At 68.4% G+C, this 26,973-nt stretch carries 22 protein-coding genes; 11 read left to right on the top strand and 11 right to left on the bottom strand.

Translation table 11 applies throughout. The annotated features are described in order from the left end of the window. Window positions 1-2: 2 nt before the first annotated feature. Both ACX9NE_RS08570 and ACX9NE_RS08565 read left to right on the top strand, forming a co-directional pair. On the top strand, window positions 3-2,084 hold the full coding sequence (locus ACX9NE_RS08570) for a PE domain-containing protein (protein WP_459361256.1): 2,082 nt from the start codon (window positions 3-5) through the stop codon (window positions 2,082-2,084). A 338-nt stretch (window positions 2,085-2,422) separates the two neighbouring features. Next, the gene (locus ACX9NE_RS08565) at window positions 2,423-4,504 is read left to right on the top strand and encodes a PE domain-containing protein (RefSeq protein ID WP_459361255.1); all 2,082 of its coding nucleotides are present in this window, start codon (window positions 2,423-2,425) and stop codon (window positions 4,502-4,504) included. Window positions 4,505-4,774: 270 nt separating this feature from the next. Here the strand turns inward: ACX9NE_RS08565 and ACX9NE_RS08560 are convergent, their stop codons facing one another. Then, window positions 4,775-5,149, bottom strand: coding sequence for a hypothetical protein (locus ACX9NE_RS08560; RefSeq protein ID WP_459361254.1), 375 nt, complete (start codon window positions 5,147-5,149; stop codon window positions 4,775-4,777). Window positions 5,150-5,304: 155 nt separating this feature from the next. Here ACX9NE_RS08560 and ACX9NE_RS08555 point away from each other — a divergent pair, with 155 nt between their 5' ends. Further along, window positions 5,305-7,386: a PE domain-containing protein gene (locus ACX9NE_RS08555; protein WP_459370709.1), complete on the top strand. Its 2,082-nt coding sequence runs from the start codon at window positions 5,305-5,307 to the stop codon at window positions 7,384-7,386. Window positions 7,387-7,646: 260 nt separating this feature from the next. On the opposite strand, the gene ACX9NE_RS08550 is transcribed toward ACX9NE_RS08555, so the two are convergent. Further along, the gene (locus tag ACX9NE_RS08550) at window positions 7,647-8,486 is read right to left on the bottom strand and encodes a glucose 1-dehydrogenase (protein ID WP_459361252.1); all 840 of its coding nucleotides are present in this window, start codon (window positions 8,484-8,486) and stop codon (window positions 7,647-7,649) included. A gap of 207 nt (window positions 8,487-8,693) precedes the next feature. Between ACX9NE_RS08550 and ACX9NE_RS08545 the strand changes: the two genes are divergently transcribed. The 4 genes from ACX9NE_RS08545 to ACX9NE_RS08530 are packed head-to-tail and all read left to right on the top strand — an operon-like array spanning window position 8,694 to window position 12,664. Then, on the top strand, window positions 8,694-9,755 hold the full coding sequence (locus ACX9NE_RS08545; protein ID WP_459361251.1) for a glycosyltransferase family protein: 1,062 nt from the start codon (window positions 8,694-8,696) through the stop codon (window positions 9,753-9,755). Beyond that, window positions 9,752-10,951 carry a glycosyltransferase gene (locus ACX9NE_RS08540; RefSeq protein ID WP_459361250.1) on the top strand — a complete coding sequence of 400 codons (1,200 nt, stop codon included), beginning with the start codon at window positions 9,752-9,754 and terminating at the stop codon, window positions 10,949-10,951. The genes ACX9NE_RS08545 and ACX9NE_RS08540 overlap by 4 nt, the downstream gene beginning before the upstream one ends. After that, window positions 10,839-11,837 carry a glycosyltransferase gene (locus ACX9NE_RS08535; RefSeq protein WP_459361249.1) on the top strand — a complete coding sequence of 333 codons (999 nt, stop codon included), beginning with the start codon at window positions 10,839-10,841 and terminating at the stop codon, window positions 11,835-11,837. The genes ACX9NE_RS08540 and ACX9NE_RS08535 overlap by 113 nt, the downstream gene beginning before the upstream one ends. Beyond that, window positions 11,834-12,664, top strand: a complete 831-nt coding sequence (locus ACX9NE_RS08530; RefSeq protein ID WP_459361248.1) for a glycosyltransferase family 2 protein — start codon at window positions 11,834-11,836, stop codon at window positions 12,662-12,664. The genes ACX9NE_RS08535 and ACX9NE_RS08530 overlap by 4 nt, the downstream gene beginning before the upstream one ends. Here ACX9NE_RS08530 and ACX9NE_RS08525 read toward each other — a convergent pair. After that, window positions 12,657-14,192 carry an FAD-dependent oxidoreductase gene (locus ACX9NE_RS08525; RefSeq protein ID WP_459361247.1) on the bottom strand — a complete coding sequence of 512 codons (1,536 nt, stop codon included), beginning with the start codon at window positions 14,190-14,192 and terminating at the stop codon, window positions 12,657-12,659. The two genes, ACX9NE_RS08530 and ACX9NE_RS08525, sit on opposite strands and share 8 nt — an antisense overlap. 262 nt (window positions 14,193-14,454) lie before the next feature. Between ACX9NE_RS08525 and ACX9NE_RS08520 the strand changes: the two genes are divergently transcribed. Continuing rightward, on the top strand, window positions 14,455-14,727 hold the full coding sequence (locus ACX9NE_RS08520; protein WP_459361246.1) for a WGxxGxxG family protein: 273 nt from the start codon (window positions 14,455-14,457) through the stop codon (window positions 14,725-14,727). A gap of 245 nt (window positions 14,728-14,972) precedes the next feature. Here ACX9NE_RS08520 and ACX9NE_RS08515 read toward each other — a convergent pair whose 3' ends face one another. After that, window positions 14,973-16,367, bottom strand: coding sequence for an amino acid permease (locus ACX9NE_RS08515; protein WP_459361245.1), 1,395 nt, complete (start codon window positions 16,365-16,367; stop codon window positions 14,973-14,975). Window positions 16,368-16,512: 145 nt separating this feature from the next. Here ACX9NE_RS08515 and ACX9NE_RS08510 point away from each other — a divergent pair, with 145 nt between their 5' ends. Together ACX9NE_RS08510 and ACX9NE_RS08505 are read left to right on the top strand one after the other, a co-directional pair. Beyond that, window positions 16,513-17,340, top strand: a complete 828-nt coding sequence (locus tag ACX9NE_RS08510) for an alpha/beta hydrolase (protein WP_459361359.1) — start codon at window positions 16,513-16,515, stop codon at window positions 17,338-17,340. 3 nt (window positions 17,341-17,343) lie between these two features. Beyond that, window positions 17,344-19,461 carry an acyltransferase family protein gene (locus ACX9NE_RS08505; RefSeq protein ID WP_459361244.1) on the top strand — a complete coding sequence of 706 codons (2,118 nt, stop codon included), beginning with the start codon at window positions 17,344-17,346 and terminating at the stop codon, window positions 19,459-19,461. Between the two features lie 249 nt (window positions 19,462-19,710). Here ACX9NE_RS08505 and ACX9NE_RS08500 read toward each other — a convergent pair whose 3' ends face one another. Further along, on the bottom strand, window positions 19,711-20,406 hold the full coding sequence (locus tag ACX9NE_RS08500) for an Rv0518 family GDSL lipase (protein ID WP_459361243.1): 696 nt from the start codon (window positions 20,404-20,406) through the stop codon (window positions 19,711-19,713). 105 nt (window positions 20,407-20,511) lie between these two features. After that, complete coding sequence (locus ACX9NE_RS08495; protein WP_459361358.1) at window positions 20,512-21,741, bottom strand: acyltransferase family protein; 1,230 nt, start codon at window positions 21,739-21,741, stop codon at window positions 20,512-20,514. 272 nt (window positions 21,742-22,013) lie between these two features. On the opposite strand from ACX9NE_RS08495, the gene ACX9NE_RS08490 reads away from it, so the two are divergent. Further along, the gene (locus tag ACX9NE_RS08490) at window positions 22,014-22,454 is read left to right on the top strand and encodes an STAS domain-containing protein (protein ID WP_459361242.1); all 441 of its coding nucleotides are present in this window, start codon (window positions 22,014-22,016) and stop codon (window positions 22,452-22,454) included. On the opposite strand, the gene ACX9NE_RS08485 is transcribed toward ACX9NE_RS08490, so the two are convergent. The 5 genes from ACX9NE_RS08485 to hemC form a co-directional block, all read right to left on the bottom strand. Then, window positions 22,438-22,680: a hypothetical protein gene (locus tag ACX9NE_RS08485; protein ID WP_459361241.1), complete on the bottom strand. Its 243-nt coding sequence runs from the start codon at window positions 22,678-22,680 to the stop codon at window positions 22,438-22,440. The two genes, ACX9NE_RS08490 and ACX9NE_RS08485, sit on opposite strands and share 17 nt — an antisense overlap. Beyond that, window positions 22,677-23,249 (bottom strand): DUF3093 domain-containing protein, encoded by a 573-nt coding sequence (locus tag ACX9NE_RS08480; protein WP_459361357.1) that lies wholly within the window; start codon window positions 23,247-23,249, stop codon window positions 22,677-22,679. Before ACX9NE_RS08480 ends, ACX9NE_RS08485 begins: the two co-directional genes overlap by 4 nt. 11 nt (window positions 23,250-23,260) lie before the next feature. Then, the gene (gene hemB / locus ACX9NE_RS08475; RefSeq protein WP_459361240.1) at window positions 23,261-24,241 is read right to left on the bottom strand and encodes a porphobilinogen synthase; all 981 of its coding nucleotides are present in this window, start codon (window positions 24,239-24,241) and stop codon (window positions 23,261-23,263) included. A gap of 91 nt (window positions 24,242-24,332) precedes the next feature. Beyond that, window positions 24,333-26,000 carry a bifunctional uroporphyrinogen-III C-methyltransferase/uroporphyrinogen-III synthase gene (locus ACX9NE_RS08470; RefSeq protein WP_459361239.1) on the bottom strand — a complete coding sequence of 556 codons (1,668 nt, stop codon included), beginning with the start codon at window positions 25,998-26,000 and terminating at the stop codon, window positions 24,333-24,335. 21 nt (window positions 26,001-26,021) lie between these two features. Then, a complete protein-coding gene (gene hemC, locus ACX9NE_RS08465) occupies window positions 26,022-26,969 on the bottom strand; it encodes a hydroxymethylbilane synthase (protein ID WP_459361356.1) in 948 nt (315 codons plus the stop codon). Between the last annotated feature and the right edge of the window lie 4 nt (window positions 26,970-26,973).

Here is a 26,973-nt window from a genome sequence, read left to right as displayed (position 1 = left end):
CGATGTCGTTTCTGGTGGCAAACCCAACCGTAGTGGCGGCCGCCGCCGCCGATATGGCAGGTATCGGATCCTCGCTGCGGTCGGCCACGACGGCGGCAGCGGCCCCGACGACGACGGTATTGGCCGCGGCCGCCGATGACGTCTCCACGGCGCTGGCGGCGCTGTTTTCCGGCCACGGCCGGGCCTATCAACGCATCAGCGCGCAGCTGGCGGGCTATCACGACCAGTTCGTGGGAGCGCTGACGTCGAGTGCGGGTGCCTACGCCACGGCCGAAGCCGCCAACGTCACACCGTTGCAGCCGGTGCTGGACGCGATCAACGCGCCGATGGCGGCGGCGACCCGGCGCCCACTGATCGGCAACGGCGCCAACGGAACCCCCGGGACCGGCCAGGCCGGCGGGGACGGCGGCTGGTTGTGGGGCAACGGCGGTGCCGGCGGGTCGGGGGCCCCCGGGCAGGCCGGCGGCAACGGCGGATCGGCGGGCCTGTTCGGCAGCGGCGGGCCCGGCGGGACGGGCGGGGCCGGCGTCGGTGGCGGGGTCGGCAGGGCCGGCGGGACCGGCGGTGCGAGTGGCTTGTTGGGCGGCGTCGGGGGGGCCGGGGGTGTTGGTGGAGCCGGTGCCGACAGTGCAACGGGTAATGGCGGGACCGGCGGTAACGGGGGCGCCGGGGGCCTGGGGCGAGCGTTGGTGGGGTGGTCTGGTGGGGCCGGGGGGCCCGGCGGGGCGGGCGGGGCCGGCGCGGTGGGCGCCACGGGCCTGGCGGGTGGGGGGACCGGGGGTGCTGGGTTTGCCGGTGGTGCTGGGGGTCAGGGCGGGGCAGGGGGCGCCAGTTGGGGGTTGTTCAGCGTCGGGGGTTCAGGTGGTGTCGGCGGTAGCGGCGGTTTGGGGGGCGACGGCGGCACCGGCGCGATGAGCACGACATGGGGGGTGGCCGGCGGGGCCGGCGGGATCGGCGGTCCGGGTGGTGGGGCCGGGTTCGGCGGCGCCGGCGGAGCCGGCGGCATCGTAGCGTCGGGATGGTTGGGATCCGCGGGTATCGCGGGTGTGGCCGGAGTCGGCGGTACCGGCGCTCCAGGCGGTGGCGGCGGGCAAGGCGGTGCGATGACCGCCGGCTTCAGCAGCGGTGTGGGTGGGGCCGGTGGCACCGGCAACGCAGGCATCGGGCAGGTCGGGGGGCTCGGCGGGGCCGGCGGGACCGGCGGGTCCGGGGGCACCGTCACGACCATCACCGGCTTTAGCGGTCCGTTCGGGGTGGCGGTCAACCCGGGTGGCAACGTCTACGTTGCCAACGGCCTCAGCAGCGCGGTGTCGGTGATCGACCCGGTCACCAACACCGTGATCGGTTCCCCCATCGGCGTCGGCAACTTTCCGGTCGGGGTGGCGGTCAACCCGGGCGGCAACGTCTACGTCATCGACCGGGGCGCCAACACGGTGTCGGTGATCGACCCCGCCACCAACACCGCAATTACGAACATTGGAGTTGGCACCGGCGCGTACGGGGCGGCGGTCAACCCGGGCGGCAACGTCTACGTCACCAATCAGTTCAGCAACACGGTGTCGGTGATCGACCCCGCCACCAACACCGTGATCGGCTCACCCATCGGCGTCGGCACCGGTCCGGTCGGGGTGGCGGTCAACCCGGCCGGCAACGTCTACGTCACCAACAACGGCGACAACACGGTGTCGGTGATCGACCCCGCCACCAACACCGTGGTCGGCTCACCCATCGGCGTCGGCAGCTTTCCGGTCGGGGTGGCGGTCAACCCGGGCGGCAACGTCTATGTCACCAACTCCAACAGCGCCACGGTGTCGGTGATCGACCCCGCCACCAACACCGTCACCGGGTCACCCATCGGCGTCGGCAGTGGTCCGTCCGGGGTGGCGGTCAGCCCGGCCAGTGGCTACGTCTTCGTCGCCAACGCCAGCGGCGACACGGTGTCGGTGATCAACCCCGCCACCAACACCGTCACCGCCACCATCGGCGTCGGCCGCTTTCCGTTCGGGGTGGCGGTCGACCCCGGCACCGGCGCGGTGTACGTCACCAATTTCGACAGCAACACGGTGTCGGTGATTCGTGGGTAGTAAACCCGGCCGCTGACAGGTAGCGCCCCGGTGGCGAATCGTGTGGGTCGCCGTTGATATCGCCACGTTTCTGCTGTCAGAGCTGGCCGTGCACCGGGCGCAACCTCATCAGGTGTCCCACCCGCAACCCACCTGACCCCACCGCGCTACGACGCACGGCCCGGGCTGATCCTGCGGGCTGCCGGCAGATGTCGTGTTCTCCCCCAATGGGGGGAGAACATTTCATCCTGCAAACCCTCCAATGAGCCGAGGGTCCTGCGGCCCCGGTTCGGCGAAGGTGGTTTCCGGAAGTCCTGGCGTGGTCAGGCCACCCCCAACGCACAAAAGGGGTCAAAGCAATGTCATTCCTGGTGGCAAACCCAGACCAACTGGCGGCCGCAGCAGTCGAGGTCGCAGGGATCGGATCGTCGCTGCGTTCGGCCACGGCGGCGGCCGCGGCCCCGACGACGGCGCTGCTGGCCGCCGCCGCCGATGACGTCTCCGAAGCGCTGGCGTCGCTGTTTTCTGGCCACGGCCGCGCCTATCAGAGCATCAGCGCGCAGCTCGGCGCGTATCACGACCAGTGGGTACAAGCCCTGGGGTCGAGTGCGGGCGCCTACGCCACGGCCGAAGCCGCCAACGGAGCACCGCTGCAGTTGGCGCTGGATGCGATCAACGCGCCAATCCAGGCGGCCACTGGGCGCCCGCTGATCGGCAACGGCGCCAACGGAACCCCCGGAACCGGCCAAGCCGGGGGCGACGGCGGCTGGCTGTGGGGCAACGGCGGCGCCGGCGGGTCCGGGGCGCCCGGGCAAGCCGGCGGTGCGGGCGGGTCGGCGTGGCTGTTCGGCAGCGGCGGGCCCGGCGGTGCCGGCGGCGCCGGCGGTGCCGGCGGTGCCGGCGGTGCCGGCACCGGCGGTGCCGGCGGCTGGTTGGCCGGTGTCGGCGGGAACGGCGGTTTTGGCGGGGCCGGCGCGGCCAGCACGACGGGGGTCGGCGGCGCCGGCGGTGACGGCGGCGCCGGCGGCCTCGGGCGGGCACCGCTGTGGGGGTTCGGTGGGACCGGGGGGGCCGGCGGGGCGGGCGGGGCGAGCCTGACAGTGGGCGCGACCGGCCAGGCGGGTGGCGGGACCGGGGGTACCGGGTTGGCCGGTGGCGCCGGTGGCCACGGCGGGGCCGGAGGCGCCAACTGGGGCTTGTTCAGCGTCGGCGGCTCCGGTGGGGCCGGCGGGTACGGCGGGGTGGGGGGTGCCGGCGGGACCGGCGGGGCCGGTGCGAGCTGGGGGGTGGCCGGCGGGACAGGCGGGACCGGTGGTGTAGGTGGCGCCGCCGGGTTGGGCGGCGCTGGCGGGGCCGGCGGCATCTTCGGGTCGGGATGGTTGGGGTCCGCGGGCCCAGCTGGTGTCGCCGGGATCGGCGGCACCGGCGGTCAAGGCGGTGGCGGCGGGCTCGGCGGCGCGAGCACCGCCGGCTTCAACAGTGTCGGTGGGACCGGTGGCACCGGCACGACCCCGGTCGGGCTCTCCGGCGGGGCCGGCGGGGCCGGGGGGACCGGCGGGTCCGGGGGCACCGTCACCACCATCACCGGCCTGGGCAGCGGTCCATGGGGAGTGGCGGCAAACCAGGGCGGCAACGTCTATGTCGCCAACCTCTTCGGCGACACGGTGTCCGTGATCGACCCGGTCACCAACACCGTCACGGCCACCATCGGAGTCCCCAGCAGTCCGATCGGGGTGGCGGTCAACCCGGGCGGCAACGTCTACGTCACCAGCAGCGGCGGCAACACGGTGTCGGTGCTCAGAACGTCCGACAACAGTTTCGTCGTGCCACCCATCGGCGTCGGCCCCGGTCCGTTCGGGGTGGCGGTCAACCCCGGCGGCAACATCTACTTCGCCACCGGCGGCAGCGACGCAGTGTCGGTGATCGACCCCGCCACCAACACCGTCATCGGGTCCCCCATCGGCGTCGGCACCGGCCCGTTCGGCGTGGCGGTCAACCCGAGCGGCAACGTCTACGTCACCAACAACGGCAGCAACACGGTGTCGGTGATCAACCCCACCACCAACCTGGTCACGGCCACCATCGGCGTCGGCAGTCAACCGACCGGGGTGGCAGTCAACCCCAACCAGGGCGGCAACGTCTACGTGGCCAACCAGGTCAGCGGCACGGTGTCGGTGATCAACCCCGCCACCACCTTGGTCACCGGCACCATCGGCCTCAGCGACAGCCCGACTGCGGTGGCGGTGAGCCCGGCCAGCGGTTACGTCTTCGTCACCAACGGGCTCGGCGGCACGGTGTCGGTGATCAACCCGGCCAACAACACCGTCACCGCCACCATCGGCGTCGGCACCACCCCGCTCGGGGTGGCGGTCGACCCCGGCACCGGCGCGGTGTATGTCACCAACTTCGGTAACGACACGGTGTCGGTGATTCGGGGCTAGTCGGTTAAATGCCACTGAGGGAAGTTGTGTGGGGGTCGCCGACGGTCAGGTCGCCACGGTTCTGCTTTTGAGCTGGCCGGGTATCTGATTCTGCGCCGGTCTATGGGTGACCGGTTGTGTCGCACAGAAAGACCGCTCAATCTGGGGTTGCTCAGCAACAGTCGGCTCCGGAACGGGCAGTCGTAATGCACGTCTGGCACCACGATGTCGGGATCGCGAAATGTCGCGCTACTGGCCGGCACCGATGTCCACGCCTCGGTAGGCATCGACTCACCGCCGCGCCCGATCCACCGAGATACCGAACAGCGCCAGTTTGGGGCAGTCGAAGATCGCCGATAACCAGGTGCTGCATCCGGGGCTGTCACCTTTGGTGATCACCGTCAGCGCCGATACTTCGGTGCCGGTGATCAGTGGGGGCGGGCACGGCCGGCTCGGGCAAGGGCGGGGGCCGTCGCGGTATGGGGTCAGATCGCGGTCGCGGTGATTGGGCCGACCGCACCCGCGCGGTCGTGGCCGTCTGCCGCCGCGCCGGCGCGGTGCCAACTGAGCCCGGTAGTGCGTGCTGTCGTAGCGCACAACTTGAAGCGCGCCATCATCAGCGGTCCCCACCCACAACCCGCCTGACTCCACCGCGGTGCCGGACACAGCCTGAGCCGTCGTGTCCTCCCCCCATGGGGGGAGGAATTTTCATCCTGCGAACCCTCCAGTGAGGCGAGGACGCGGGAGCCGCGATTGCGCGACGGTGGTATCCGGAGTCCTGGTGTGCTCAGGAAACCCCGTCGGGCAAAGGGGCCGAAGCGATGTCGTTTCTGGTGGCAAACCCAACCGTAGTGGCGGCCGCCGCCGCCGATATGGCAGGTATCGGATCCTCGCTGCGGTCGGCCACGACGGCGGCAGCGGCCCCGACGACGACGGTATTGGCCGCGGCCGCCGATGACGTCTCCACGGCGCTGGCGGCGCTGTTTTCCGGCCACGGCCGGGCCTATCAACGCATCAGCGCGCAGCTGGCGGGCTATCACGACCAGTTCGTGGGAGCGCTGACGTCGAGTGCGGGTGCCTACGCCACGGCCGAAGCCGCCAACGTCACACCGTTGCAGCCGGTGCTGGACGCGATCAACGCGCCGATGGCGGCGGCGACCCGGCGCCCACTGATCGGCAACGGCGCCAACGGAACCCCCGGGACCGGCCAGGCCGGCGGGGACGGCGGCTGGTTGTGGGGCAACGGCGGTGCCGGCGGGTCGGGGGCCCCCGGGCAGGCCGGCGGCAACGGCGGATCGGCGGGGCTGTTCGGCAGCGGCGGGGCCGGCGGCGCCGGCGGGGCCGGCGAGGCGGGTGGGGCCGGTGTCGGCGGCGGGACTGGCGGGGCCGGTGGCTGGTTGAGCGGTTTTGGTGGGCCCGGCGGGCCTGGTGGGAGTGGCGGGGCCAGCACGACGGGGGCCGGCGGGGCCGGCGGGGCTGGTGGCGCCGGGGGTATCGGGCGGGCACCGCTGTGGGGGTTCGGCGGGGCTGGGGGGCCGGGCGGGGCGGGCGGGGTGAGCCTGGCACAGGGCACGCAAGGCCTTGCCGGTGGGGGCGCCGGGGGTGCTGGGTTTGCCGGTGGCGCCGGCGGTCAGGGCGGGGCCGGTGGGGCTAGTTGGGGGTTGTTCGGCGTCGGGGGTTCCGGCGGTGCGGGCGGGTACGGCGGGTTAGGTAGTGACGGCGGGACCGGTGGGGCCAGCACCACCTGGGGTGTGGCCGGCGGCGTCGGCGGGATCGGCGGTGCCGGTGGTGACGGCGGGCTCGGTGGCGCCGGCGGGGCCGGCGGGATCTTCGGGTCGGGATTGCTGGGATCAGCGGGCCCGACGGGTGTCGCCGGTGTCGGCGGCACCGGCGGCGGCGGCGGGGTCGGCGCACCCGGCGGCGCGAGCGCCGCCGGCTTCTCTAGTGTCGGGGGGGCCGGTGGCACCGGCAGCGCCGCGGCCGGGCTCTCCGGCGGGGCCGGCGGGACCGGCGGGACCGGCGGGACCGGCGGCACCGTCACCACCATCACCGGCTTCAACTTTCCTTCGGGCGTGGCGGTCAACCCGGGCGGCAACGTCTACGTCATCAACCAGGACGGCAACACGGTGTCGGTGATCGACCCCGCCACCAACACCGTGGTCGGCTCCCCCATCGGCGTCGGCAACGATCCGGTCGGGGTGGCGGTCAACCCGGGCGGCAACGTCTACGTCACCAACCAGTCCGCTGGCACGGTGTCGGTGATCGACCCCGCCACCAACACCATGATCGGCTCCCCCATCGGCGTCGGCAGCAACCCGTTCGGGGTGGCGGTCAACCCGGGCGGCAACGTCTACGTCACCAACGCCGGCAGCAACACGGTGTCGGTGATCGACCCCGCCACCAACACCGTCACCAACTCCATCGCCGGCGCCAACGTTCCGATCGGGGTGGCGGTCAATCCGGGCGGCAACATCTACGTCACCCACCTCGGCAGCAACACGGTGTCGGTGATCGACCCCGCCACCAACACCGTCACCGGGTCACCCATCGGCGTCGGCAGCGGGCCGAGGGGGGTGGCGGTCAACCCGGGCGGCAACGTCTACGTCACCAACTCCCTCAGCAACACGGTGTCGGTGATCGACCCCGCCACCAACACGGTCACCGGCTCACCCATTGGCGTCGGCAGCTTCCCGCGCGGGGTGGCGGTCAGCCCTACCAGCAGCTACATCTTCGTCGCCAACCAGGGCGGCGGCACGGTGTCGGTGATCAACCCCGCCACTAACACGGTCACCGCCACCATCGGCGTCGGCAGCTCTCCGTCCGGGGTGGCGGTCGATCCCGGCACCGGCGCGGTCTATATCACCAACTTCGGCAGTAACACGGTGTCGGTAATTCGTGGGTAATCATCCTGGCCACCCATAGGTCCCGCCATCGATGTCGTGACTACCACTGCGCGGCAGTCCCTTTCGATGGTGGCCACACCCCGCTACCGACCATCCAGAACGAACTGGGCTCGGCGGAGAACGGCACCGTCCAGAATCAGGTTTGCCGTCGGGATCGCCGGCGGAATCGGTGTCCCTCGTGCTAGCGAGATCTCGACGTGCCTGATCCGGTCGCGCTTTGGCGCCGCGATCCACGACGCGAAACCACAAGCGCTACCGGATCACAGAATAGGCCGGCCCCCGGTCACGGCCACCCGAGCACCGGAGATGTAGCTGGCGTCGTCGGAGGCGAGCAGCACATAGATCGGAGCCAACTCGGCCGGCTGTCCGGCCCGGCCCAGCGGCACGTCGTCACCGAATGATTTCACCCTCTCGGTGGGCATGGTCGCGGGAATCAGCGGCGTCCAGATCGGGCCGGGCGCCACACTGTTGACTCGAATACCTTTGGGCCCCAACATCTGAGCGCGGCTGGCGGAGAAGTTCGCGATGGCCGCCTTGGTCGCCGCATACGGCGCCAGGGTGGGGTTCGGCGAATCGGAGTTGACCGAGGAACTGCCGATGATCGAGGATCCCGAACTCATATGGGGCAAGGCCGCTTTGGTGAGGTAGAAGTAGGCCCCGACGTTGAGCCTGAACGTGTGGTCCCACTCCTCGTCCGAAATCTCCTCGAGACTTTCGTGGGTCATCTGGTATGCGGCGTTGTTGACCAGCACGTCGATGCGGCCGAACTCCGCAACGGCCCGGTCCACGACCGCGCGGCAATGCTGGGGGTCAGAGAGATCGCCGCGCACCAGCACGCATGTGCGCCCGGCTTCCTCGACGTAACGGGCGGTGTCCTTCGCGTCGTCGTCCTCGTTGAGATACGCCAGCAATACATCCGCACCCTCGCGGGCATACGCGATCGCGACGGCGCGACCAATGCCGCTGTCCCCACCGGTGATGATCGCACTCTTGCCGGTCAGCTTGCCGGTACCGGTGTAGCTGTTCTCGCCACAATCGGGTACGGGCTCCATCTGCGACTGAACACCGGGTACGGATTGTTGTTGCTCAGGAAATCCCACGAACCGTTCCTTTCCTCGCACGCGGCTCAGGCGTAGCTGGATAGCCGGTGCGGGCGGCGATAAACCTGGTTATGCCAACCGTTTGACCCGCACGATCGCGGGTATCCAGCTGCCTCGCGTTCTTCAACCAACAGGAACGGACTCAGTTCCGGCGACCGGGCATCGAGCTCTGGCCAGCCCCCCATCGTCGACCTGGAGGGATTGTCATTGCTGCGCATCGCCTCGGTTCCGGCTTCCCATGTCTACGTCCGCCATCTTGCCGATCCGTTCGGTGATTGCGTTGTGCGACTGGATGATCCGATACCGACAGACGGCCGCACCGTACCCGGTGGGTGGTGGCCGCCGTTGATGCTCGAGCCGGGCTGGGTCAGTGCCAACCACACCGACTTCGACGTGTTTCACGTTCACTTCGGATTCGATGCGATCGCCCCCGATGCGCTGGCCGAGGTGGTCCAGGAACTGAAGATGCATGACAAGCCGCTCGTCTACACGGTGCACGACCTGCGCAATCCACACCACCCGCAGCCGCAGGACCACGCCGAGCAACAGGATGTCCTGGTAGCCGCCGCAGCTGCGCTGATCACCCTGACGCCGGGAGCGGCGCAGGCGATTTGGCAGCGATGGCAAAGAAGGGCCCACGTTGTGCCGCACCCCCACGTACTCACCCGAGACCACATCGAACGACCTCGCAACGACGAGCGCTTCGTCGTCGGCGTGCACGCGAAGAGCCTGCGGGCCAACATGGATCCGCTGCCGGTCCTGGACGCCCTCGGCGCAATCCTGTCCCGGCTACCGGGTGCGGTGCTGCAGGTCAATGTCCACGACGAGATCTTCGATCCCGCCAATCACTGGTTTGCACCAGCGACCGCCAGGGCCCTGCTGAACTACGAACGGTATGCCCATGTCGAGGTTCGGGTGCACCCCTACTTCTCCGACGACGAACTCTGGGACTATCTGGCTTCGCTGACGGTCTCGGTGCTGCCCTACCGGTTCGGCACCCATTCCGGTTGGCTCGAGGCCTGTTTCGATCTGGGCACCGCGGTGGCCGCGCCAAGTTGCGGCTATTACCTGCAACAACGTCCGTGCGCACACTTCGTGTTCGACGAAAGCCGGTTCGACGAGGCATCGCTGGCGGCGGCAATCGGTCAGATTTACCAGCGGTGGGCGGCAGGTGCTGCCGCGCCCCGTGCCCGATGGGCGGACCGGCTCACCGAACGACGCGAGATCGCCGCGGCGCATCATGCCATCTACCAGAGCGTGCTGGCGTGACCGGACGGATGCGGGTGGCGATCATCGCCTCGAATCGGTATCCCATTCGCGAGCCCTTCGCAGGCGGCTTGGAAGCGCATGTATGCCACCTGTCCCGGAGCCTTTCCGCTCAGGGACATGAAGTGTCGCTGTTCGCGGCTCCCGGCTCAGCACCCGTTCCGGGGTGCCGGCGCCTGGTGGTGCGGCATCTCAACCTGTCGGCATCGGCGCGGGGCGACGTGTCCATGCCTGCCGCGGATTTCATGGCCGACCACCACGCTTACCTGTCGTTGATGTTGCTGCTCGCCGGGACGGGTGGCCGGCAGTTCGACATCATCCACAACCACAGCCTGCATTACCTTCCGGTGGCTATGGCACCCACGCTGTCCACTCCAATGCTGACGACCGTGCACACGCCGCCGACGCCGTGGTTGGAATCTGCCGTTGATGCCTCCGGTGGCAAAGGCACGCGTTTCAGCGCAGTCTCGGAACACACCGCGGCGGCGTGGCGTCACGTGGCGCCGGAGATCGCGGTGGTCCACAACGGTGTTGATCCCGGTTCGTGGCCGCTCGGTCCGGGTGGGCCTGCCCTGGTGTGGTTCGGTCGCATCACCGCGGAGAAAGCGCCTCATGTGGCGGTCGCGGCCGCACAACTGGCTCGCAAACCGCTTGTCCTGGCCGGCCCGATCTCCGATGAGCGGTACTTCGCCGAGATGGTTGCGCCACACTTGCATGGCCCCATCCGATACGCGGGACACCTCGACCAAGTCCGGCTGGCCGCTCTGGTCGGCCAGTCGTGCGCCGCGCTGGTCACCCCAGCATGGGAGGAGCCGTACGGTCTCGTTGTCGCAGAGGCGATGTCGTGCGGCACGCCGGTGATCGCGTTTGCGCGGGGCGGCATCCCGGAGCTCATCGATGACACTTCGGGCCGCCTGGTCCCGGCCGGAGACGCCGCCGCCATGACCGACGCCATCTCCACCGTCTCGCGCCTGGACCGCAAGACGGTACGTGAACACGCCATACGGTGTTGCTCGGCCGAGGCGATGCTCACCGCTTACACCGGGTTGTACCGGCAAATGCTCGACGACGCGACGAACGGAACAGATGATCGGTTACTACATCCATCACCACGGCTTCGGGCATCTGGCTCGCGCCATCAGCGTGTGCGCACGGATGCGAAGGCCCGTGACGGCGCTGACATCCTTGGACGTGGCTGAGCCGCATCCATTTTCGTCGATTGTCAGCTTGCCGCGCGACGATCGGGAACCGCTTGCCCGCGAACCCTCCGCACACGGTGCGTTGCACTGGGCACCTCACCACGACCGGGGCCTGAGCGAGCGGATGCGCCGGATCGCCGATTGGGTCGCCGAGGCGCGGCCGGACGCCTTCGTCGTCGACGTATCGGTGGAAGTCGCGCTGTTCGTCCGGCTGCTGGGCATCCCGGTGATCGTGATGGCCTTGCCGGGCAAGCGCATCGATGCGCCGCACCTGCTGGTGCACCGCCTCGCCGACCACATCGTGGCGGCCTGGCCCAAAGCACTGTGGGTACCTGCGTGGCTCCGGCAGTATGGGCACAAGACCAGTTACGTCGGAGGCATCAGCCGGTTCGAGGGGAGACGCCGGCCCACGACCGAATCCGGCGACGCCGCAACGGCACTCGTGCTGAGCGGTGCCGATGGCGCCTTCGGCTCCGAGCTGGCACCCTGTTGGGCAACGGACGCCGGGTTGCGCTGGACGATGTTGGGTGGCACCGGGCGGTGGCACGCCGACCCCTGGGCCCAGATCTGCGGTGCCGCCGTCGTGGTGACCCACGCGGGCCAGGGCTGCATCGCTGATGTCGCCGCCGCACAACGGCCCGCAGTCGTCATTCCGCAGCCTCGGCCTTTCGATGAGCAGGCAGCCACCGCCCTGGTGCTGCGGCGGCACCGACTTGCGATCGTGGCGCAGGATTGGCCGGACCAGCGCGCCTGGCCGGCTCTGCTGGCGCACGCGCGTGCTGGTGATACGCGGCGCTGGCAGCGATGGGAGGTCGACGGTGCCGCCCGGCGCGCCGCCGACGCGATCGAAGCGACGGCGCGCCGGTGTCAGGACGGCGCACCGTGAAGACCGCCGTCATCACGACCGTGCACGGTCGAAACGCGCATCTGAGCCGCCAGCTTCAGGGTCTCAGCGGCAGCACGCGGACGCCGCACATGCACATCGTCGTCGCTCTCGGAGACCCCACCATCGCCGAGACAATCGCCGAGCGGCACGGGGCTGCGGTGCTGTTGGACCTTCCAGCCTCACCACCGCTGCCGGTGGCGAGGGGCCGAAATGTGGGCGCGGCCGCCGCACTGCGAAACGCCGCCGAGCTGTTGGTGTTTCTGGATGTCGACTGCATTCCCGGGCCCCACCTCATCGAGCACTACCACGCGGCAGTGGAGCAGGACGCACATCGCGACGCACTGCTGTGTGGTCCGGTCACCTACCTGCCGCCTGCGGGCCCGGATGGCTATGTCCTGTCAGAACTGTCTGCCGCTGCGCACCCCGCCCGGCCGGCACCACAGCGCGGCTGCGTTATCGCCACCACGGACTACACATTGTTCTGGTCGCTGTCTTTCGCCGTTCACGCCCAGACATGGCTCCGGATCGGTGGATTCTGCGAGGAATACCGGGGCTATGGCGGCGAAGACACCGACTTCGCGCAATATGCTGCCGCACTGGGCATTCCGATGCGATGGGTGGGCGGTGCCGACGCTTTTCACCAGTATCACCCGGTGAGCGATCCGCCCGTCGACCATCTCGACGACATCGTGCGCAACGCCGCGGTGTTCCACCGACGCTGGGGTTGGTGGCCGATGGAGGGCTGGTTGGCGTCCTTCGAGGCCGACGGGCTCATCTACCGCGACGACGACGGCCGTCCCGTCCGAATTCCCGGCGGCGTCACTTAGTTCGGGTCAGATCGGTTGTCGCCGGGCCCTCCAGGAGGGTGCCGTCCGGTGCGAATCGTGATGCGTGCAATGGGCACTCCCACGCCTGGTCCGCGTCGTTCCAGTTCACGATGCCGCCCAGATGGGTGCACACCGGTGACACGACATGCTCGACACCCGCGACAACGCAGCGGGCCTGCAGATTCCACGGCGGACCGCTGACCACACCGCCTTCGCCGTTACTGGGGCCGGGCCGTCCGATTCGCGTTGCCGGTGTGACCCAGCCACGGGCCAGGTTGAAACCCACCTCGAGGTTTGCCGTCAAGGCCGTGGTAAGGCCAGACAATTCGTGCGGGCTCCAGCTCGCGAATGCCTCGGCCCAATCCATTCGACCGCCAAGAATGCGACTCGACAGCGCCAGTGCGGCCGCCGGTCCGTTGGTCATCCCCCACTTGTTGAAACCAGTTGCCACAAAGATCTTTTCGTTGTTCGGCAGGATGGGTCCCACGTAAGGCAACTGATCGATGGGCGTGTAGTCCTGGGCCGACCAGTAGTGAGTCTGCTCGGCACCGGGAAAGTGCGTGCGCGTCCACTCGTCCAGCTCGGCCAGCGCCGATGACGGACTTTTCTTGCGCCCGACGGTGTGTCCGGCGCCGCCGACGATCAGGACTTCCCCGTCGGCGGTGGGAGCGTAACGGACCGAACGGGTCGGCGAGTCGGTGGAAATCATCATCGACCTGGTGATCGGGCCCGGAACCTGGTAGGCCATGCAGTAGGACCGACTCGGCTTCAGCCTGGCGAAATAGGCGCCGCGGTCGAGAATCGGGATGCCGGTCGCGAGCACCAGTTGACGGGCGAACACTTCCGAATCCGCCTCGGTGCCGTCGGCGGTCTGTTCTCCGCCTCCGGTGTTGACGTGCAGCCGCAGTCCGTCACCGCTGCTGGACACTTTGCGTACCCGCGCGCCCTCGGCAAGCCGCCCGCCGCGGTCCAGCAGCTCGACCACCAGACTGTCCAGAAACGGGACCGGGTCGAACTGAGCCTGATCGGGAAGTCGGACCCCGCCGTGGAAGGGGAACGGAACGTCGGCGCGGTCGTCCCAGGTCACCGGGAGGCCGACGGCACTGCACGCCAACCACTCCGCGCGCGCCGACGGCACGCCCCGTGCCGATTGCGCGTAGGTGTACGCGTCCTCGCGCTGCACATCGATGCCGTGGGTGTCGCAATGGTGCAACACCCACTCCATGCCCTCGCGGTTACCGTCGACGTACGCTCGCGCGGTGCTCCGACCATGCCGTGCAAGGATTTTGCTCAGATGCGTGCTTTGCAGCAGGCTGAGCTTCGCGGTGGTGTTCCCGCTGGCTCCCGCTCCCACGGAGCGCGCCTCGACAACCAACACGTCTTTGCCCGCACGAGCCAGCAGTACCGCCGTGATCAGGCCGGTGATGCCGGCCCCCACCACTACTACGTCAGCGGACCCGCCGACCTCCCGGGAAGTCCTGTCGGCCCATGGCGTTTTGCCGCGGCCGTCCAGCCAGAGTGAAACCATGGCTTATTAGATACCCGTCGATACCGCACTGAAACTACCGGGCGCCCGGGTACCGAGTACGATTGCCGGCACAAGCCTCTTTCGGAGGGCAGCAGGGTTTTTCGTTATCTCGTCACCTTCGCTCCGATGAGGTTTCAGCGTCGGCTGCCGGGGTATCAGTGGACCACGGCGTCGGAGTGGTTCGCTCCGCGTCGTCGTCCGACGAGCTAGATCAAACTGGCCCGAATCCGCTTTCGGTCGTTCGCGACCAAAAGGAGTAATGATGTTACGTAACACGATTGCTGCCGGCTGCGCCGTCACGGCACTCCTCTTCGGTGGAGCAGGTGTCGCCAACGCCACCGTCGACCAGGCTCCGGCTCCGTCGTCGACCACCACCACGCTGGCCAACCACGACAACAACAACCAGCACAGCGACAACACCGGGCTGTGGGGGCTCGCCGGCTTGCTGGGTCTGGCCGGACTCGCGGGCCTCAAGCGTCGCAACAACACCGATCCGACTGTGCAACCGGGTGCTACTCGTCGCCCCACGGTGTAACCCAGTATTCGAACGCCTCCGTCAGCGGCCTCGTTGACGGAGGCGTTCGACTTTTGGCAACAGACAATGATGGGGCCGCCACTTGCCTTCCCGGATTCTCGCCCACCCAGAAGGGCCGCGGAACGGATCAGCATGCTGGTGCGCTCCAACGCGACAGCGCAGTAATCAGCTCGCCGTTGGCCCCACCGAACTGCTCCCTCAGCAGCCGGCCGGTCACCCGCGTAGCACAACCCACCCGGCCCGCCTCAACGGGTGTCACGAAAAGTATTACGCGCGAGTGGATTACGACGGCGAATCGGTGCGAGAAAGTACACCGCCACCACCAGTATCCAAGAGAACAGGCTGAGCCACAGCTGACTTCGGGTGGCCTCGTTGAACGCCATTTGCACAAGTACCGCAACGATTCCCAGCGCTGTCAGGACCGACAGCGCCGGGAAAAGCCACATCTTCACTCGCAACTTCTCCGCAGATGTCCGGCGGCGCAGCACGATCTGCGATACCGCGAGCAGCAGATACACGAACAAGATCACCGCGCCCGAGGAGTTGAGCAGAAACAGGAACACAGTGTTGGGCGCCAGCCAGGCCATCAGCACACACAAAAAGCCCACCAGCGAAGAACACACGATCGCGATCGCAGGCACACCACGGCGGCTGAGGCGGACCAGTCGTGCCGGTGCCTCGCGCCGGCCGGCGAGCACGAACAGCATCCGCGATGACGTGTACAGACCCGAGTTCAGGCACGACAGCACCGCGGTCAGCACCACCGCGTTCATGATCTGGTCCGCGCCGGGCAAGCCCATGTGCTTGAGCGCCGCCACGTATGGCGAGGCACCGAGCTGCGCGGAATTCCACGGCAGGATGATCACCAGCAGCAGAACAGAGCCGACGAAGAAGACCACGATCCGCGCCACCACCGAGCGGGTTGCTCGTGCGATGGCGCGCTCGGGATCGCGGCTCTCCGCGGCGGCGACCGTGACGACCTCGGCGCCCACCATCGAGAAGATCACCACCACAATGGCGGCGAACACGGCCCCCACCCCCTTGGGGAAGAAACCACCATGTGACGTGAGGTTGGTGAAGTCCACGTGGTGGCCGGGCAGCATCCCGAGAACGAAGGCCGTTCCCAGGCCGAGAAAGATCACGATCGTCGCGACTTTGATTCCGGCGAACCAGAACTCGAACTCTCCGAAAGAGGACACCGAGAACAGGTTGGTGACCGTCATCAGCACCATCAGGCACAACGCCGACAGCCACAATGGCGCCGGAAACCAGTAATTGAGCACCTTTCCGCCGGCGACCGCTTCGAACCCGACCACGATCACCCAGAAGTACCAATACAGCCAGCCGACCGAGAACCCGGCCCAGCCGCCCAGCGCCGTTGCCGCGTAGTCGGCGAACGACCCGGTCGACGGATTCGCCGCCGCCATCTCGCCCAGCATCCGCATCACCAGGACGATCAGCAGGCCACAGATGGCATAGGTCAGGAACGCGGCCGGACCGGTTTCCCCGATCACCACCCCCGAGCCGACGAACAACCCGGCACCGATCACGCCGCCGATGGCGATCATGCTGAGCTGACGCTGCGAAAGTCCTTGCTTCAGCGTGGCATTGTTGTCCAGGCAGTCCCGGTCGTCCCGCATCACCGGACGCTAGCAGCTCAGCGGTCTCTGGATCACGCCGTCGTTACGAGTGCCTTGCAATACGGCGTGGCAGGGGCGTCAAAGCCGGGGCGGCGCGGCATGATTGACGATCGTGGCCGACCTGACCCGACGCTCGGTGCTGCGCATGGGTGCCGGCGCCGGTGCCGCGGCAGCCGGCGGCTGGTCGCTGAGCGCACTGCTCGACCCCCTGGCCACGCTGGCCGCGCCGGCGGCGCCCGCTCCGTTCGACCCGCCGACCGCGGGCAAGACGCTGCCGACCAAACTCACCGGATCGTTCATTTCGGCGGCCAGAGGTGGAATCAAGACCAACTGGGTGATCGCCATGCCGCCGGGTCAGACCAAGATGCTGCGGCCGGTGATCGCGTTGCACGGCAAGGACGGCGACGCGAACCAGATGCTGGACTGCGGCGTGGAAGATGCGCTCGCGCAACTGGTCAGCGAGGGAAAGCCGCCCTTCGCCGTGGTGGGTGTGGACGGCGGTGCCAACAGCTACTGGCACCGGCGGTCAAACGGCGAGGACTCCGGCACCATGGTGCTCGAAGAGCTGCTGCCGATGTTGACGTCGATGGGTATGGACACCGCGCGGGTCGGGTTCCTGGGTTGGTCGATGGGCGGTTACGGCGCGCTGCTGCTGGGAGCGCGGCTGGGGCCGGCCCGCACCGCCGGCATCTGCGCCATCAGCCCGGCGCTGTACATGTCCTATATCGGCAGCGCGCCGGGCGCGTTCGACAGCATCGACGACTGGAGCCGCAACACCGTGTTCGGTCTGCCGGTGCTCAACTCCATCCCCCTCAGGGTCGACTGCGGGATCGGCGACCGCTTCTTCTTCGCCAGCAGCCAATTCGTCAGCCAACTGAAGAAGAAGCCGGCGGGCAGCTTCTCTCCGGGCGGGCACGACGTCGACTACTGGCGTGCGCAGTTGCCGGGCGAACTCGCTTGGCTGGCGACCTGACCCGTGGCCGACCAGGACCGCACCCCGTTCCGTCCGGACATCGAGGGACTGCGCGCCGTCGCGGTGATCGCCGTCGTGCTCTACCACGCGGGAATTCCGGGTATCGCCGGCGGCTACATCGGCGTCGACGTCTTCTTCGTCATCTCCGGCTTCCTCATCACCGGACTGCTGTGGCGGGAAGTACAGACCACCAATACCGTTGCGCTGGGCCGCTTTTACGCCGCTCGGGCCCGTCGGCTGTTACCCGCGGCGGCCACCGTCGGCGTGATCACCGCCGTCGTCGCGGCCGCGGTGCTGCCGCCGCTGCAGGCCCGCCGGGTGTTCATCGATGGCATCGCCAGCATGCTTTACGTCGGCAATTACCGGTTCGCCGCACAGGGCACCGACTACATGATTTCCGACCTGCCCCCGTCACCGTTCCAGCACTACTGGTCCCTCGGCGTGGAGGAGCAGTTCTACCTGCTGTGGCCGGCCCTCTTCATCGGCACGGCCTGGTTGGCACGGCGCACCGCGCCGGGTAACACCCCGCGCACCGCGCCCCGCGTGGTGGTCGTGTCAGTCATCGGTGCGGCATCGCTGGCGGCGGCGGTGATCTGGACCCGCAGCTCGCCCCCGTGGGCGTTCTTCTCGCTGCCGACCCGGGCGTGGGAGCTGGCGACCGGTGGCCTGGTGGCGTTGACCATCGATCAGTGGAAGCGACTGCCCCTGCTGCCCGCGACGGTGGCGGGTTGGGGCGGTCTGTCGCTGATCGTGCTGACCTGCACACAGCTGGGCCCGCACACCCCCTACCCCGGCACCTCGGCGCTGCTACCGGTACTGGGCACCGCCCTGGTGATCGGCGCAGGTTGCGTCACCGGCGGTATGGGCGTCGGCCGGGTGCTGTGCCCTCCGGTGATGCGGGCCGCCGGCAGGGTGTCCTACTCGTGGTACCTGTGGCACTGGCCGGTGCTGTTGCTGCTTCCGCCGCTGCTGGGCGATCCGGGCGGTTTGCCGGGCCGGCTGGCGGCGACGACGGTGTCTGCCGGGCTCGCCGTGATCACCATGCACGCCGTCGAGAATCCCGGCCGGTTCGCCGTGGTGTTACGCCGATCCGCGAAGGCCAGCCTGATGGTGGCCGGCGCCGCCAGCGGAATCGCCGCATGCGCCTGCGCGGTACTGCTGACGGCGGTGCCGGCCCCGGTGGGTCATGGCGCTGCCGCGCCTCAGGCCAGGATCGTCGCGCTGCCGCCCGTGCCCGACCCGCAGGTCAGCCCGCAGGAGGCCGCAATCCGGCAGGCGTTCGCTCAAGCGCGCGACATGCTCGCGGCCTCAGCGGGACTGCGCGCGGTGCCATCCAACCTCAACCCGTCCCTGGCGGCGGCTCCGGGTGACAAAGCTGCCGTGTTCGTCAACGGTTGCATGCGGTCCTGGCGTGATGTCGGCCAAAGCGAATGCGCGGACGCGGACATCGCCTCCCCCACCACCGTGGCGCTGATCGGCGATTCACACGCGGCGATGTGGGACCCTGCCCTGCGGCAGGTCGCCGAGCAGCGACACTGGCGGCTCGAGACCATGGCCAAAGTCACCTGCCCGTTTCTGGACATCCCGATCGTCAGCCCCTATCTGGGGCGCAAGTACACCGAGTGTGAGCAATGGCGTGGGGAGATCGTGAGCCGGCTGGCGGCGAAACCGCCGCGGCTGGTGGTGCTCAGCATGAGCCGGCGCTACCACGCCGATTTCAGCTTCACTTCGTATGACCCGGCGTGGATCGATGCCCTGGCCACGGTGGTGGCCCAGCTGCGGGGCATCGGCTCGCGGGTGCTGGTGCTCGGCCCGGTCGCCGACCCGCAGACGTCGGCGCCGACGTGCCTGTCCGCTCACCTGGACGACGCCGGCACCTGTGCTCCGACGCGCCCGGTCGCGGTCAACGGCGACGGCATCGGCGCCGAACAACGGGTGACCAGCGCAGCCGGCGGCTCCTATGCGGACCTGACCGACTTGTTCTGCACGGCGGACCGCTGCCCGCTGATCGTCGGCAACACGCTGGTGTTCCGCGACGACAACCACATCACCACCGAGTACGCGCAGCTGTTGGGCCCTGTGATCGGAGCGTTGGCCGATCGCGCCATAACAATCGAATGACACGACGGTGGATTATCGGCCGAATGAACCTCGTAGTAGCGGCGAACGTGATACCAATAGAAGGGTTTTGGAGGTTTTGACATGAGTCCGATGCTGTTGCTACTGCTTACAGCAGCCGCGCCAGTCGCAGGGCTTGGGTTGGTCCAATTGCAAGCGCGACTTGAGCGTTGGGACTACGAAAGGCACGCCGAAGACTGAAGCGGTGTCCGCACGGCTCTGATTACGTTGTGCGGTCAGCGTTTTACTGTCTCAGCTCACCAATTGCCATCGAATCAGCGGCACCATCTTGTCCGCCATGTACTCGTGCCCGGCGTCATTGGGGTGCACTCCGTCGGTGCCGATGAGATCAGGCCGGTCGACGAACCATCGATCACCGATCGGGTCGACGAACGCCGCCCCCGCCGCCCACGCCGCGCCGGCCAGCACGTCGCGGATCACCAACACCCCTGGCGGCACCTCGGCGGTCGGCCACGGCGGTCCGATCACCAGAAACCTGGCGGAGGGCGCGAGTCGGCGCGCCAGAGCGAAAGTGGCCTGCACGCGTTGGGCCAGCAGTACCGGATCGACACCCTGGTCGTTGCGGGATCCGAAGAACACCACCAGAACGTCCTCGGCCCTGACCGCTCTGGCGGTCAGATCCTGGAAGATGCTGCCGTGGTCGCCGATTGCCCCGTATCCCGCTCTACCCTCGGCGGCCACATTGCTGGTAATGCGCAGTCCGGGCGCCGCGAGCGTACGCCAGGTTCGGGCGGTCCACGAGTTCGTTCCCAGACCGCCCTCGTCGGTGCCGGTGGTGTAAGAGTCGCCGATCACGGCGATGGGTTTGAGCCGCAGGTCCAGCGTCAGAGCCCGGTACGGCGGCGACCGCACCGGATCGGCCAGGCCTGACAGAGCCAGGACCGTCAGCATGCTCAAGCTGATGGCGAAGCCGGCCAGTCGAGTCACTGCGACCTCCACCGGAGGAACGGATGCATCTACCGGAAATCGTACGAGGGTCCCCGGCCAACCATCGGTCAACTCGCTTGCGGCCCCGGCATTTCGGGGCGCGTCTCACACCGCTCGGGAGGAGACGCCGGACAGCGGGCCGTCGATGGGATGCAGTTTGGTGGTGGGCGAATCGTCGGGCTGGGTGCCCGCCGGGGCGGCTCTGGCGCCGATCATCCTGCGCATCCACCGACGGGCCGGCTCTTCGACGTATCGGTACATCCCCATCGACAACAGCAGCGAGATCACGATCAGCCCGATGACATTCCATTTCCACGGATTGTCCTGCGGAGTGAGCTCGAACTGCAGTACCGCCCAGCCCCAGCAGGTGTGCACCAACTCGTGAACCATGTACAGGCAGAACGAGATTTCCCCGCCGTACACCATCACCGGTGTCGACAGCACCCAGGGCAGGCTGCCCAGGCCGACCGCCAAGGTGATCACCAACGGCACGAACAGCACATCCACGACGCCACCGCTGTCCACGACGCCGCTGATCGGATGGGCGTCAAACCAGTACAGGATCGCCACCATCGCGACCACCAGCAGCAGCGAGAGGTACCCGGCCACGTGCCGGGCACGGTTGCTCAGCCGCAATCTACGCACCGCGGCGCAGGCCAGGGCGCCGGCGACGAACTGGGTGACGATGCGTGGCAGCCAGCTCCACGGTGTGTAGAAGTAACCGCTGGCCAGCAGCAAGACCACGGGCGGCAGACACGCCGCGAACGCCAGCACCATCAGGCTGCGCGCCCGGGTGGTTCGCTCCAACCGCAAGATCACCAGGACGATCAGACCGAACAGCAGGTAGGCCAACCATTCCGCGCTGATCGACCAGGCCGGCCCGTCCCAGCTGGTGTTGTCGAAGAAGGGTTCGAACCACAGCTGCACCAACAGAACCTGGCGCACGTAGCTGATCGCGGTCAGGTCCCTGACCTCCGGTAGCGGCACGTGCCCGACATGCAGGCTCGCGATCACGATCAAGGCGGCGAGGTGCATGGTGAGCAGGTACACCGGCCACACCCGGGCCAGGCGCAGCCACAGGAAGTGCACGGTGGCGCGCGTGGACCAGGCCCCACCCATGCGGTCGAGGTAGTTCCAGGTCAACACGAACCCGCTGAGGATGAAGAAAAGGTCGACCCCCTGGGCGCCGCAGTTGAGCACCGGCGCCAGGTTCTCCCGCAAATCGGGCGACACATCGGTGAGCATCGGACGGAAGTGGAACAGCACCACCCACAGCGCCGCGATGATGCGCAGTCCGGTCAGGGCCTTGATCTCCCCGCGGATCTGAGCCTTCATCTCTACGCTGCGCACGAGGTTCTTTCCGCCTGGACTCTTGTCTGCTTGTAGTCGCGTCAATTCACCGGCCGTCCCGAGCCTTCTCGTCCGCTCACCGGCCCCCCGACTGGCACCCGGCAGCCTAACAGCGGGTCCATCGCATCGGGCCACGAGCCGCTTCTTAGCAAAGAGTTAGTCGTGGCTAGCGGTCCCCTTAGGTTTAGCGGGCACCTTAGAGTGCAGGGTTTTGGTCTTCCAAAAAGGTATGCACCTTGGGGAAATGGGGCAGTTTGATGACTACCGCGATCACACGACGGTTTTCCAGCACCGTCGACTGCGCCGGCGCCCAGATCCGGGCGCATTGCCGGCATTTGGCCACCGTGGTGGCCATCCGCGGCGAGATCGACGCCGTCAACGTCGACCAGGTGGGCGAGCACATTCGCCGTTTCGTTCTCAACGACAATCCCGTGGTGCTCGACCTGAGTGAGGTGACGCATTTCTCCTCCGCCGGATTCGCCTTGTTCGCTGTGCTGGACGAGGAATGCCGGGCGGCCGGTGTGGAATGGATGATCGTGGCCAACCCGATCGTCAGCGGGCTGTTGGGCGACTGCGGCGACCCCGCCGAGGCACCGTTGCCCGTCACGCGTTCGGTGCACGAGGCCCTGCGCTATGTGGCCGAGGGCATCACGCGGCGGCGCCAGCTGGTGCTTCCATTGGTCAAGAAGTCGGCTTAGCGCGCCTGAGCCTGGCCACACCGAGCACCACGAGAATCCCGGCGGCAGTCGCCAACAACAGCGTCAGCACCAGCTGCTGCGGGTCATAGACCACCGACGTGGTGGGCGGTTGCCCATCGGTTACCGGCGCGACAGCGATGGTGGACCGGGTGTGCAGCCAGCTGAACCCGGTCGCCACGAAGGCGACGGCGGCCAGCACCAGCTCCACGACAGCGCGGGGGTTCACCGGATCGACTCGTTGTCGTCGTCGTCGAAGGCGTCGCGCTCGTCGGCGACCTCGGGAACGTAGGGCCCCATCCGCCGCTCGACCAGCGGAGTCAGCGCGTCACGCAGATGGCGGTGCCGGCGCGCCCAGGCCTGCGCGGTGCGGCCGCCGGTGAGCTTGAGCCCGATGCCGTACCGGCCGCGCGGCACGCCGACCAGTTCGCCGAGCGCCCGCGCCGACTGCCACCTGGCCAGCGGCTTGTCCGACTTCACCGAGTTCTCGGCCTCTGGGAAGACCTTGACGATCTCGCGGACCAGGATGGTCTCGGTGCCCTGGCGCAGGGCATCCTCGGTGAGTTCGACCGAAGTGTGGATCCGCGCGGCCTTCACCTGCAACGCGACGAACGCCGACACCAGGACCAGGAAGACGGACGGAACCAGAAACGAGATCGGAACGTGGTTGACGTGCTGGATGTAGATCAGCGACACCGCGGACAGTGGGCCCGCCAGCACCCAATACCAGCTGGCGCCGGGTTCGTGGAACAGTGGTTTGTCCGCCGGCTTATCCCGCGGTCCCTGTGCCGGTTCCATGTGCGCCTCCGTCACGCAAGCCACCTCGCTGCCTCGGCGGCCCAGTAAGTCAGCACGAAATCTGCCCCCGCGCGCCGAATGCTGGTCAGCGATTCCAGCGCCGCAGCACGCTCATCGATCCAGTTGTTGGCCGCCGCCGCACAAATCATCGCGTACTCCCCCGAAACCTGATAGGCCGCCACCGGAACCGGAGAGCGGCCAGCCGCCGCGGCCAGTACATCCAGGTACCCCATCGCCGGTTTGACCATCACGACGTCAGCGCCCTCGTCCAGGTCCAGTTGTACCTCGCGCAACGCCTCCCGGGCGTTGCCCGGCTCCTGCTGATACGTGCGCCGGTCGCCGGAAAGACTCGAGGCGACCGCCTCCCGGAACGGGCCGTAAAACGCCGACGCGAACTTGGCCGCATAAGCCAGAATGGCGACGTCGGTGTACCCCGCCGCGTCCAGGCCGTCGCGGATCGCGCCCACCTGGCCGTCCATCATCCCGCTCGGACCGACTATGTGCGCACCCGATTCCGCTTGCGCGAGCGCCAATTCCACGTAACGAACCAAGGTGGCGTCGTTGTCGACCCGGCCGCGCTCGTCGACGACCCCACAGTGCCCGTGATCGGTGAACTCGTCCAGACAGGTGTCGGCCATCAGCACGGTGGCGTCGCCGAGGTCCTTGGAGAGATCGCGCAGTGCCACGTTGAGGATGCCGTCCGGGTCGGTGCCGGCCGATCCCAGGGAGTCCTTGTCCTGCTCACGCGGCACACCGAAGATCATCAGTCCGCCCACACCGGCCGCGACCGCGTCGGCGGCCGCGCTACGCAGCGAGTCTCGGGTGTGTTGCACCACTCCAGGCATGGACCCGATGGCCCGCGGTTCGTCGATACCGTCGGCGACGAACATCGGCAACACCAAATGCCGTGGTTCCAAAGATGTTTGCGCCACCAGGCGGCGCAGGGCCGGAGTGGAACGGAGCCGGCGCGGTCGCTGCCGCGGGTACGCCACGTTGTCTCCTAGCCGCGTACGTTGATTCTGCGTTGAGGGCGGACGTCACTCACACTTTCGCGCCCTGGACGCAGAGTCAGCGCACGACACGTCATCGCCTGCGGCTCTTCTTGCGCGGCGGCGGCAGCGCCCCCTCGGCGCGCAACCGGGCGGCGTGTTCGGCCAGGGCGTCGACCAGCGGCCCCACCGCAGCGGTCTCCGGCTGGACGTCCACCCGCAAGCCGAACTCGGCCGCGGTCTCCGCGGTCTTGGGGCCGATGCAGGCGATGATGGTCCGCGGGTGCGGCTTGCCGGCGATGCCGACCAGGTTGCGCACGGTGGAGCTGGAGGTGAAGCACACGGCGTCGAAACCGCCGGTCTTGATCATCTCCCGGGTGGATGCCGGCGGCGGGGCGGCCCGCACGGTCCGGTAGGCGGTGACGTCCTCGATCTCCCAGCCGCGCTCGCGCAGGCCCTCGGCCAGGGTCTCGGTCGCGATGTCCGCCCGCGGCAGCAGCACCCGGTTCACCGGATCGAAAATGCTGTCGTAGGGCGGGAATTCGTCCAGCAAACCCATCGACGACTGCTCGCCGGACGGCACCAGCTCGGGACTGATCCCGAATGCCCGCACCCGGTCGGCTGTCGCCTCACCGACACAGGCGATCTTCACGCCGGAGAACGCGCGTGCGTCCAGACCGAATTCGCCGAACTTCTCCCAGACCGCGCGCACCGCGTTGGTCGAGGTGAAAACCACCCACTGGAAACGACCGTCCACCAGGCCCTTGACGGCACGTTCCATCTGGGCGGGGCTGCGGGGCGGCTCGACGGCGATGGTCGGCACCTCGATGGGCAGCGCGCCGTAGGACGTCAGGCGCTCGCTCATCTCTCCGGCCTGATCCTTGGTGCGGGGCACCAGCACGGTCCAGCCGTACAGTGCCCGGCTCTCCCACCAGTTCAGCTTCGCCCGGCTGGCCACCGTCTTGCCGATGGTGACCACGAGCGGACCGGTCAACGGACCGGCCGGATCGCTGCCGCCGCCCAGGACGGCCGGATCGGTCAGACCCTGCAACGTGGTCTCCACGGAGCGCTGCTGGCAGGTGGTGCCCTGTGCGGTCACCACACACGGTGTGCTGTCGGCCAGCCCGTGTTCGATCAGGGTGCGCGCGGCATCGGCCAGGTGCGACGCGGTGGCCTGCAGGATGAGCGGCCCGGGAGCCGCGGCCAGAGCTTCCCAATCGACATGTGGGTCGCGCACGTCGGCAACAGTGTGCGAGGAGCCCAACGGCAGCCCGGCGTACGTCGGGACCGCGCTACTGGGGGCCAGCCCCGGCACGATCTCGACATGCAGGTGGGCGCGGGCGACGGCGTTGACCTCGGTGATCACCGCGTCGACCGACAGCGGGTCACCGGCGACCAGACGCACGACGTCGGCGCCCGAGCGGGCCTCGACGGTCAGCGTCTTGGCGACTTCGGCAGGGTCGCCCAGCGCCGGACGGATGTCCGGGCCCTCCGAGATCACCGCTGCCGCGGTCTCGGGGCTCGACGAACCGCTGGCGCCATCGGAACTGGCCGGTGCCGTCTCGGCGGGGGCCGGGCCCGACACCGGAGGCAGATCCTTGCCGATCAGTGCCAGCACCGGCTCGGGCACATCGGGGTCGGTGAACACCAGGGCCGCATTCGCCAGCACCGTGGCAGCCCGGGTGGTCAGCAGACCAGGGTCGCCGGGACCGGAGCCCACGAACGTGATCCGGCCCGGTGTCGGCTTACGCCCTCGCGTCATCGTTGTCGCTCCCAAGTCTCTTTAACTTCCTTGCGCGGGGTCTTCCCGCGCTCCCCTCATCAACTCTGCGGCGCCCAGTTCAAACAGCTCCGCAGCAACGGAGAGCCCCAGCTCCCGTGCCCGATCGGAGGTGCCGATGCCGGACGCGCGGATCACGTCGGACCCGTCGAGTGCAGCCACGCAGCCACGCAGCGACAGCTCTTCGAAGACCCGCCCCTCCTCGTCGATGGACTCGACCACTTCTGCGATCGCACCCACCGGCGCCGAGCAACCAGCCTCCAGTTCGGCGAGCAGAGCACGCTCCGCGGTGACCGCCGCACGAGTGTCGGCGTCGTCCAGCTCCGCCAACACCGCCGCCAACCGGCTGTCGCCGGCTCGACACTCGACTGCGAGAGCACCTTGAGCCGGGGCCGGCAACATCTGCACCGGCTCCAGCGTCTCGGTGACGTCGTCGAGCCGGCCCAGTCGGGCCAACCCGGCCCGGGCCACCACGACGGCGTCCAGATCACCACTGCTTACCCTGTTCAACCTGGTATCTAGGTTGCCTCGTAGGGGGCGGATTTCCAAACCGAGACCCAGTGCTCTAAGCTGTGCCGCCCGTCGCGGCGAGGAGGTGCCTACCAGCGAACCCACCGGCAACTCCCCGAGCACCAGCCCGTCCCGGGCGACGACGGCGTCGCGGGGGTCGTTGCGTGGCGGTATGGCCGCGATGGTGAACCGAGCGTCGGCAGCGGTCGGCAAATCCTTGTGCGAATGCACAGCGGCGTCCACTCGGCCCGCATCCATCGCTTCTCGCAGCGCTGTGGTGAAGACCCCCACCCCCAGCTCTTCGATCGGCGCCGACGATCGATCGCCCACGGTGCTGATCGTCACCAGCCCGGCGGGATGTCCAATGGCGATGAGAGCGTCCCTGACGGTCGCGGCCTGGGTGGTGGCCAGCAGGCTGCCCCGAGTGCCAATCCGGATCACGTGC

This window comes from Mycobacterium sp. ML4 (assembly GCF_054515735.1).
Note: the sequence above shows the minus strand (reverse complement) of the source record. Positions and strands in the feature narration are given on the sequence as shown.

What these genes read in the sequence shown, in the direction of transcription:
- ACX9NE_RS08495 (WP_459361358.1), bottom strand. Translation starts at nt 21,741, where the DNA reads ATGAAGGCTCAGATCCGCGGGGAGATCAAGGCCCTGACCGGACTGCGC.
- ACX9NE_RS08480 (WP_459361357.1), bottom strand. Translation starts at nt 23,249, where the DNA reads ATGGAACCGGCACAGGGACCGCGGGATAAGCCGGCGGACAAACCACTG.
- ACX9NE_RS08470 (WP_459361239.1), bottom strand. Translation starts at nt 26,000, where the DNA reads ATGACGCGAGGGCGTAAGCCGACACCGGGCCGGATCACGTTCGTGGGC.
- ACX9NE_RS08520 (WP_459361246.1), top strand. Translation starts at nt 14,455, where the DNA reads ATGTTACGTAACACGATTGCTGCCGGCTGCGCCGTCACGGCACTCCTC.
- ACX9NE_RS08490 (WP_459361242.1), top strand. Translation starts at nt 22,014, where the DNA reads ATGACTACCGCGATCACACGACGGTTTTCCAGCACCGTCGACTGCGCC.
- ACX9NE_RS08525 (WP_459361247.1), bottom strand. Translation starts at nt 14,192, where the DNA reads ATGGTTTCACTCTGGCTGGACGGCCGCGGCAAAACGCCATGGGCCGAC.
- ACX9NE_RS08555 (WP_459370709.1), top strand. Translation starts at nt 5,305, where the DNA reads ATGTCGTTTCTGGTGGCAAACCCAACCGTAGTGGCGGCCGCCGCCGCC.
- ACX9NE_RS08535 (WP_459361249.1), top strand. Translation starts at nt 10,839, where the DNA reads ATGATCGGTTACTACATCCATCACCACGGCTTCGGGCATCTGGCTCGC.
- ACX9NE_RS08565 (WP_459361255.1), top strand. Translation starts at nt 2,423, where the DNA reads ATGTCATTCCTGGTGGCAAACCCAGACCAACTGGCGGCCGCAGCAGTC.
- ACX9NE_RS08570 (WP_459361256.1), top strand. Translation starts at nt 3, where the DNA reads ATGTCGTTTCTGGTGGCAAACCCAACCGTAGTGGCGGCCGCCGCCGCC.
- ACX9NE_RS08515 (WP_459361245.1), bottom strand. Translation starts at nt 16,367, where the DNA reads ATGCGGGACGACCGGGACTGCCTGGACAACAATGCCACGCTGAAGCAA.
- ACX9NE_RS08510 (WP_459361359.1), top strand. Translation starts at nt 16,513, where the DNA reads ATGGGTGCCGGCGCCGGTGCCGCGGCAGCCGGCGGCTGGTCGCTGAGC.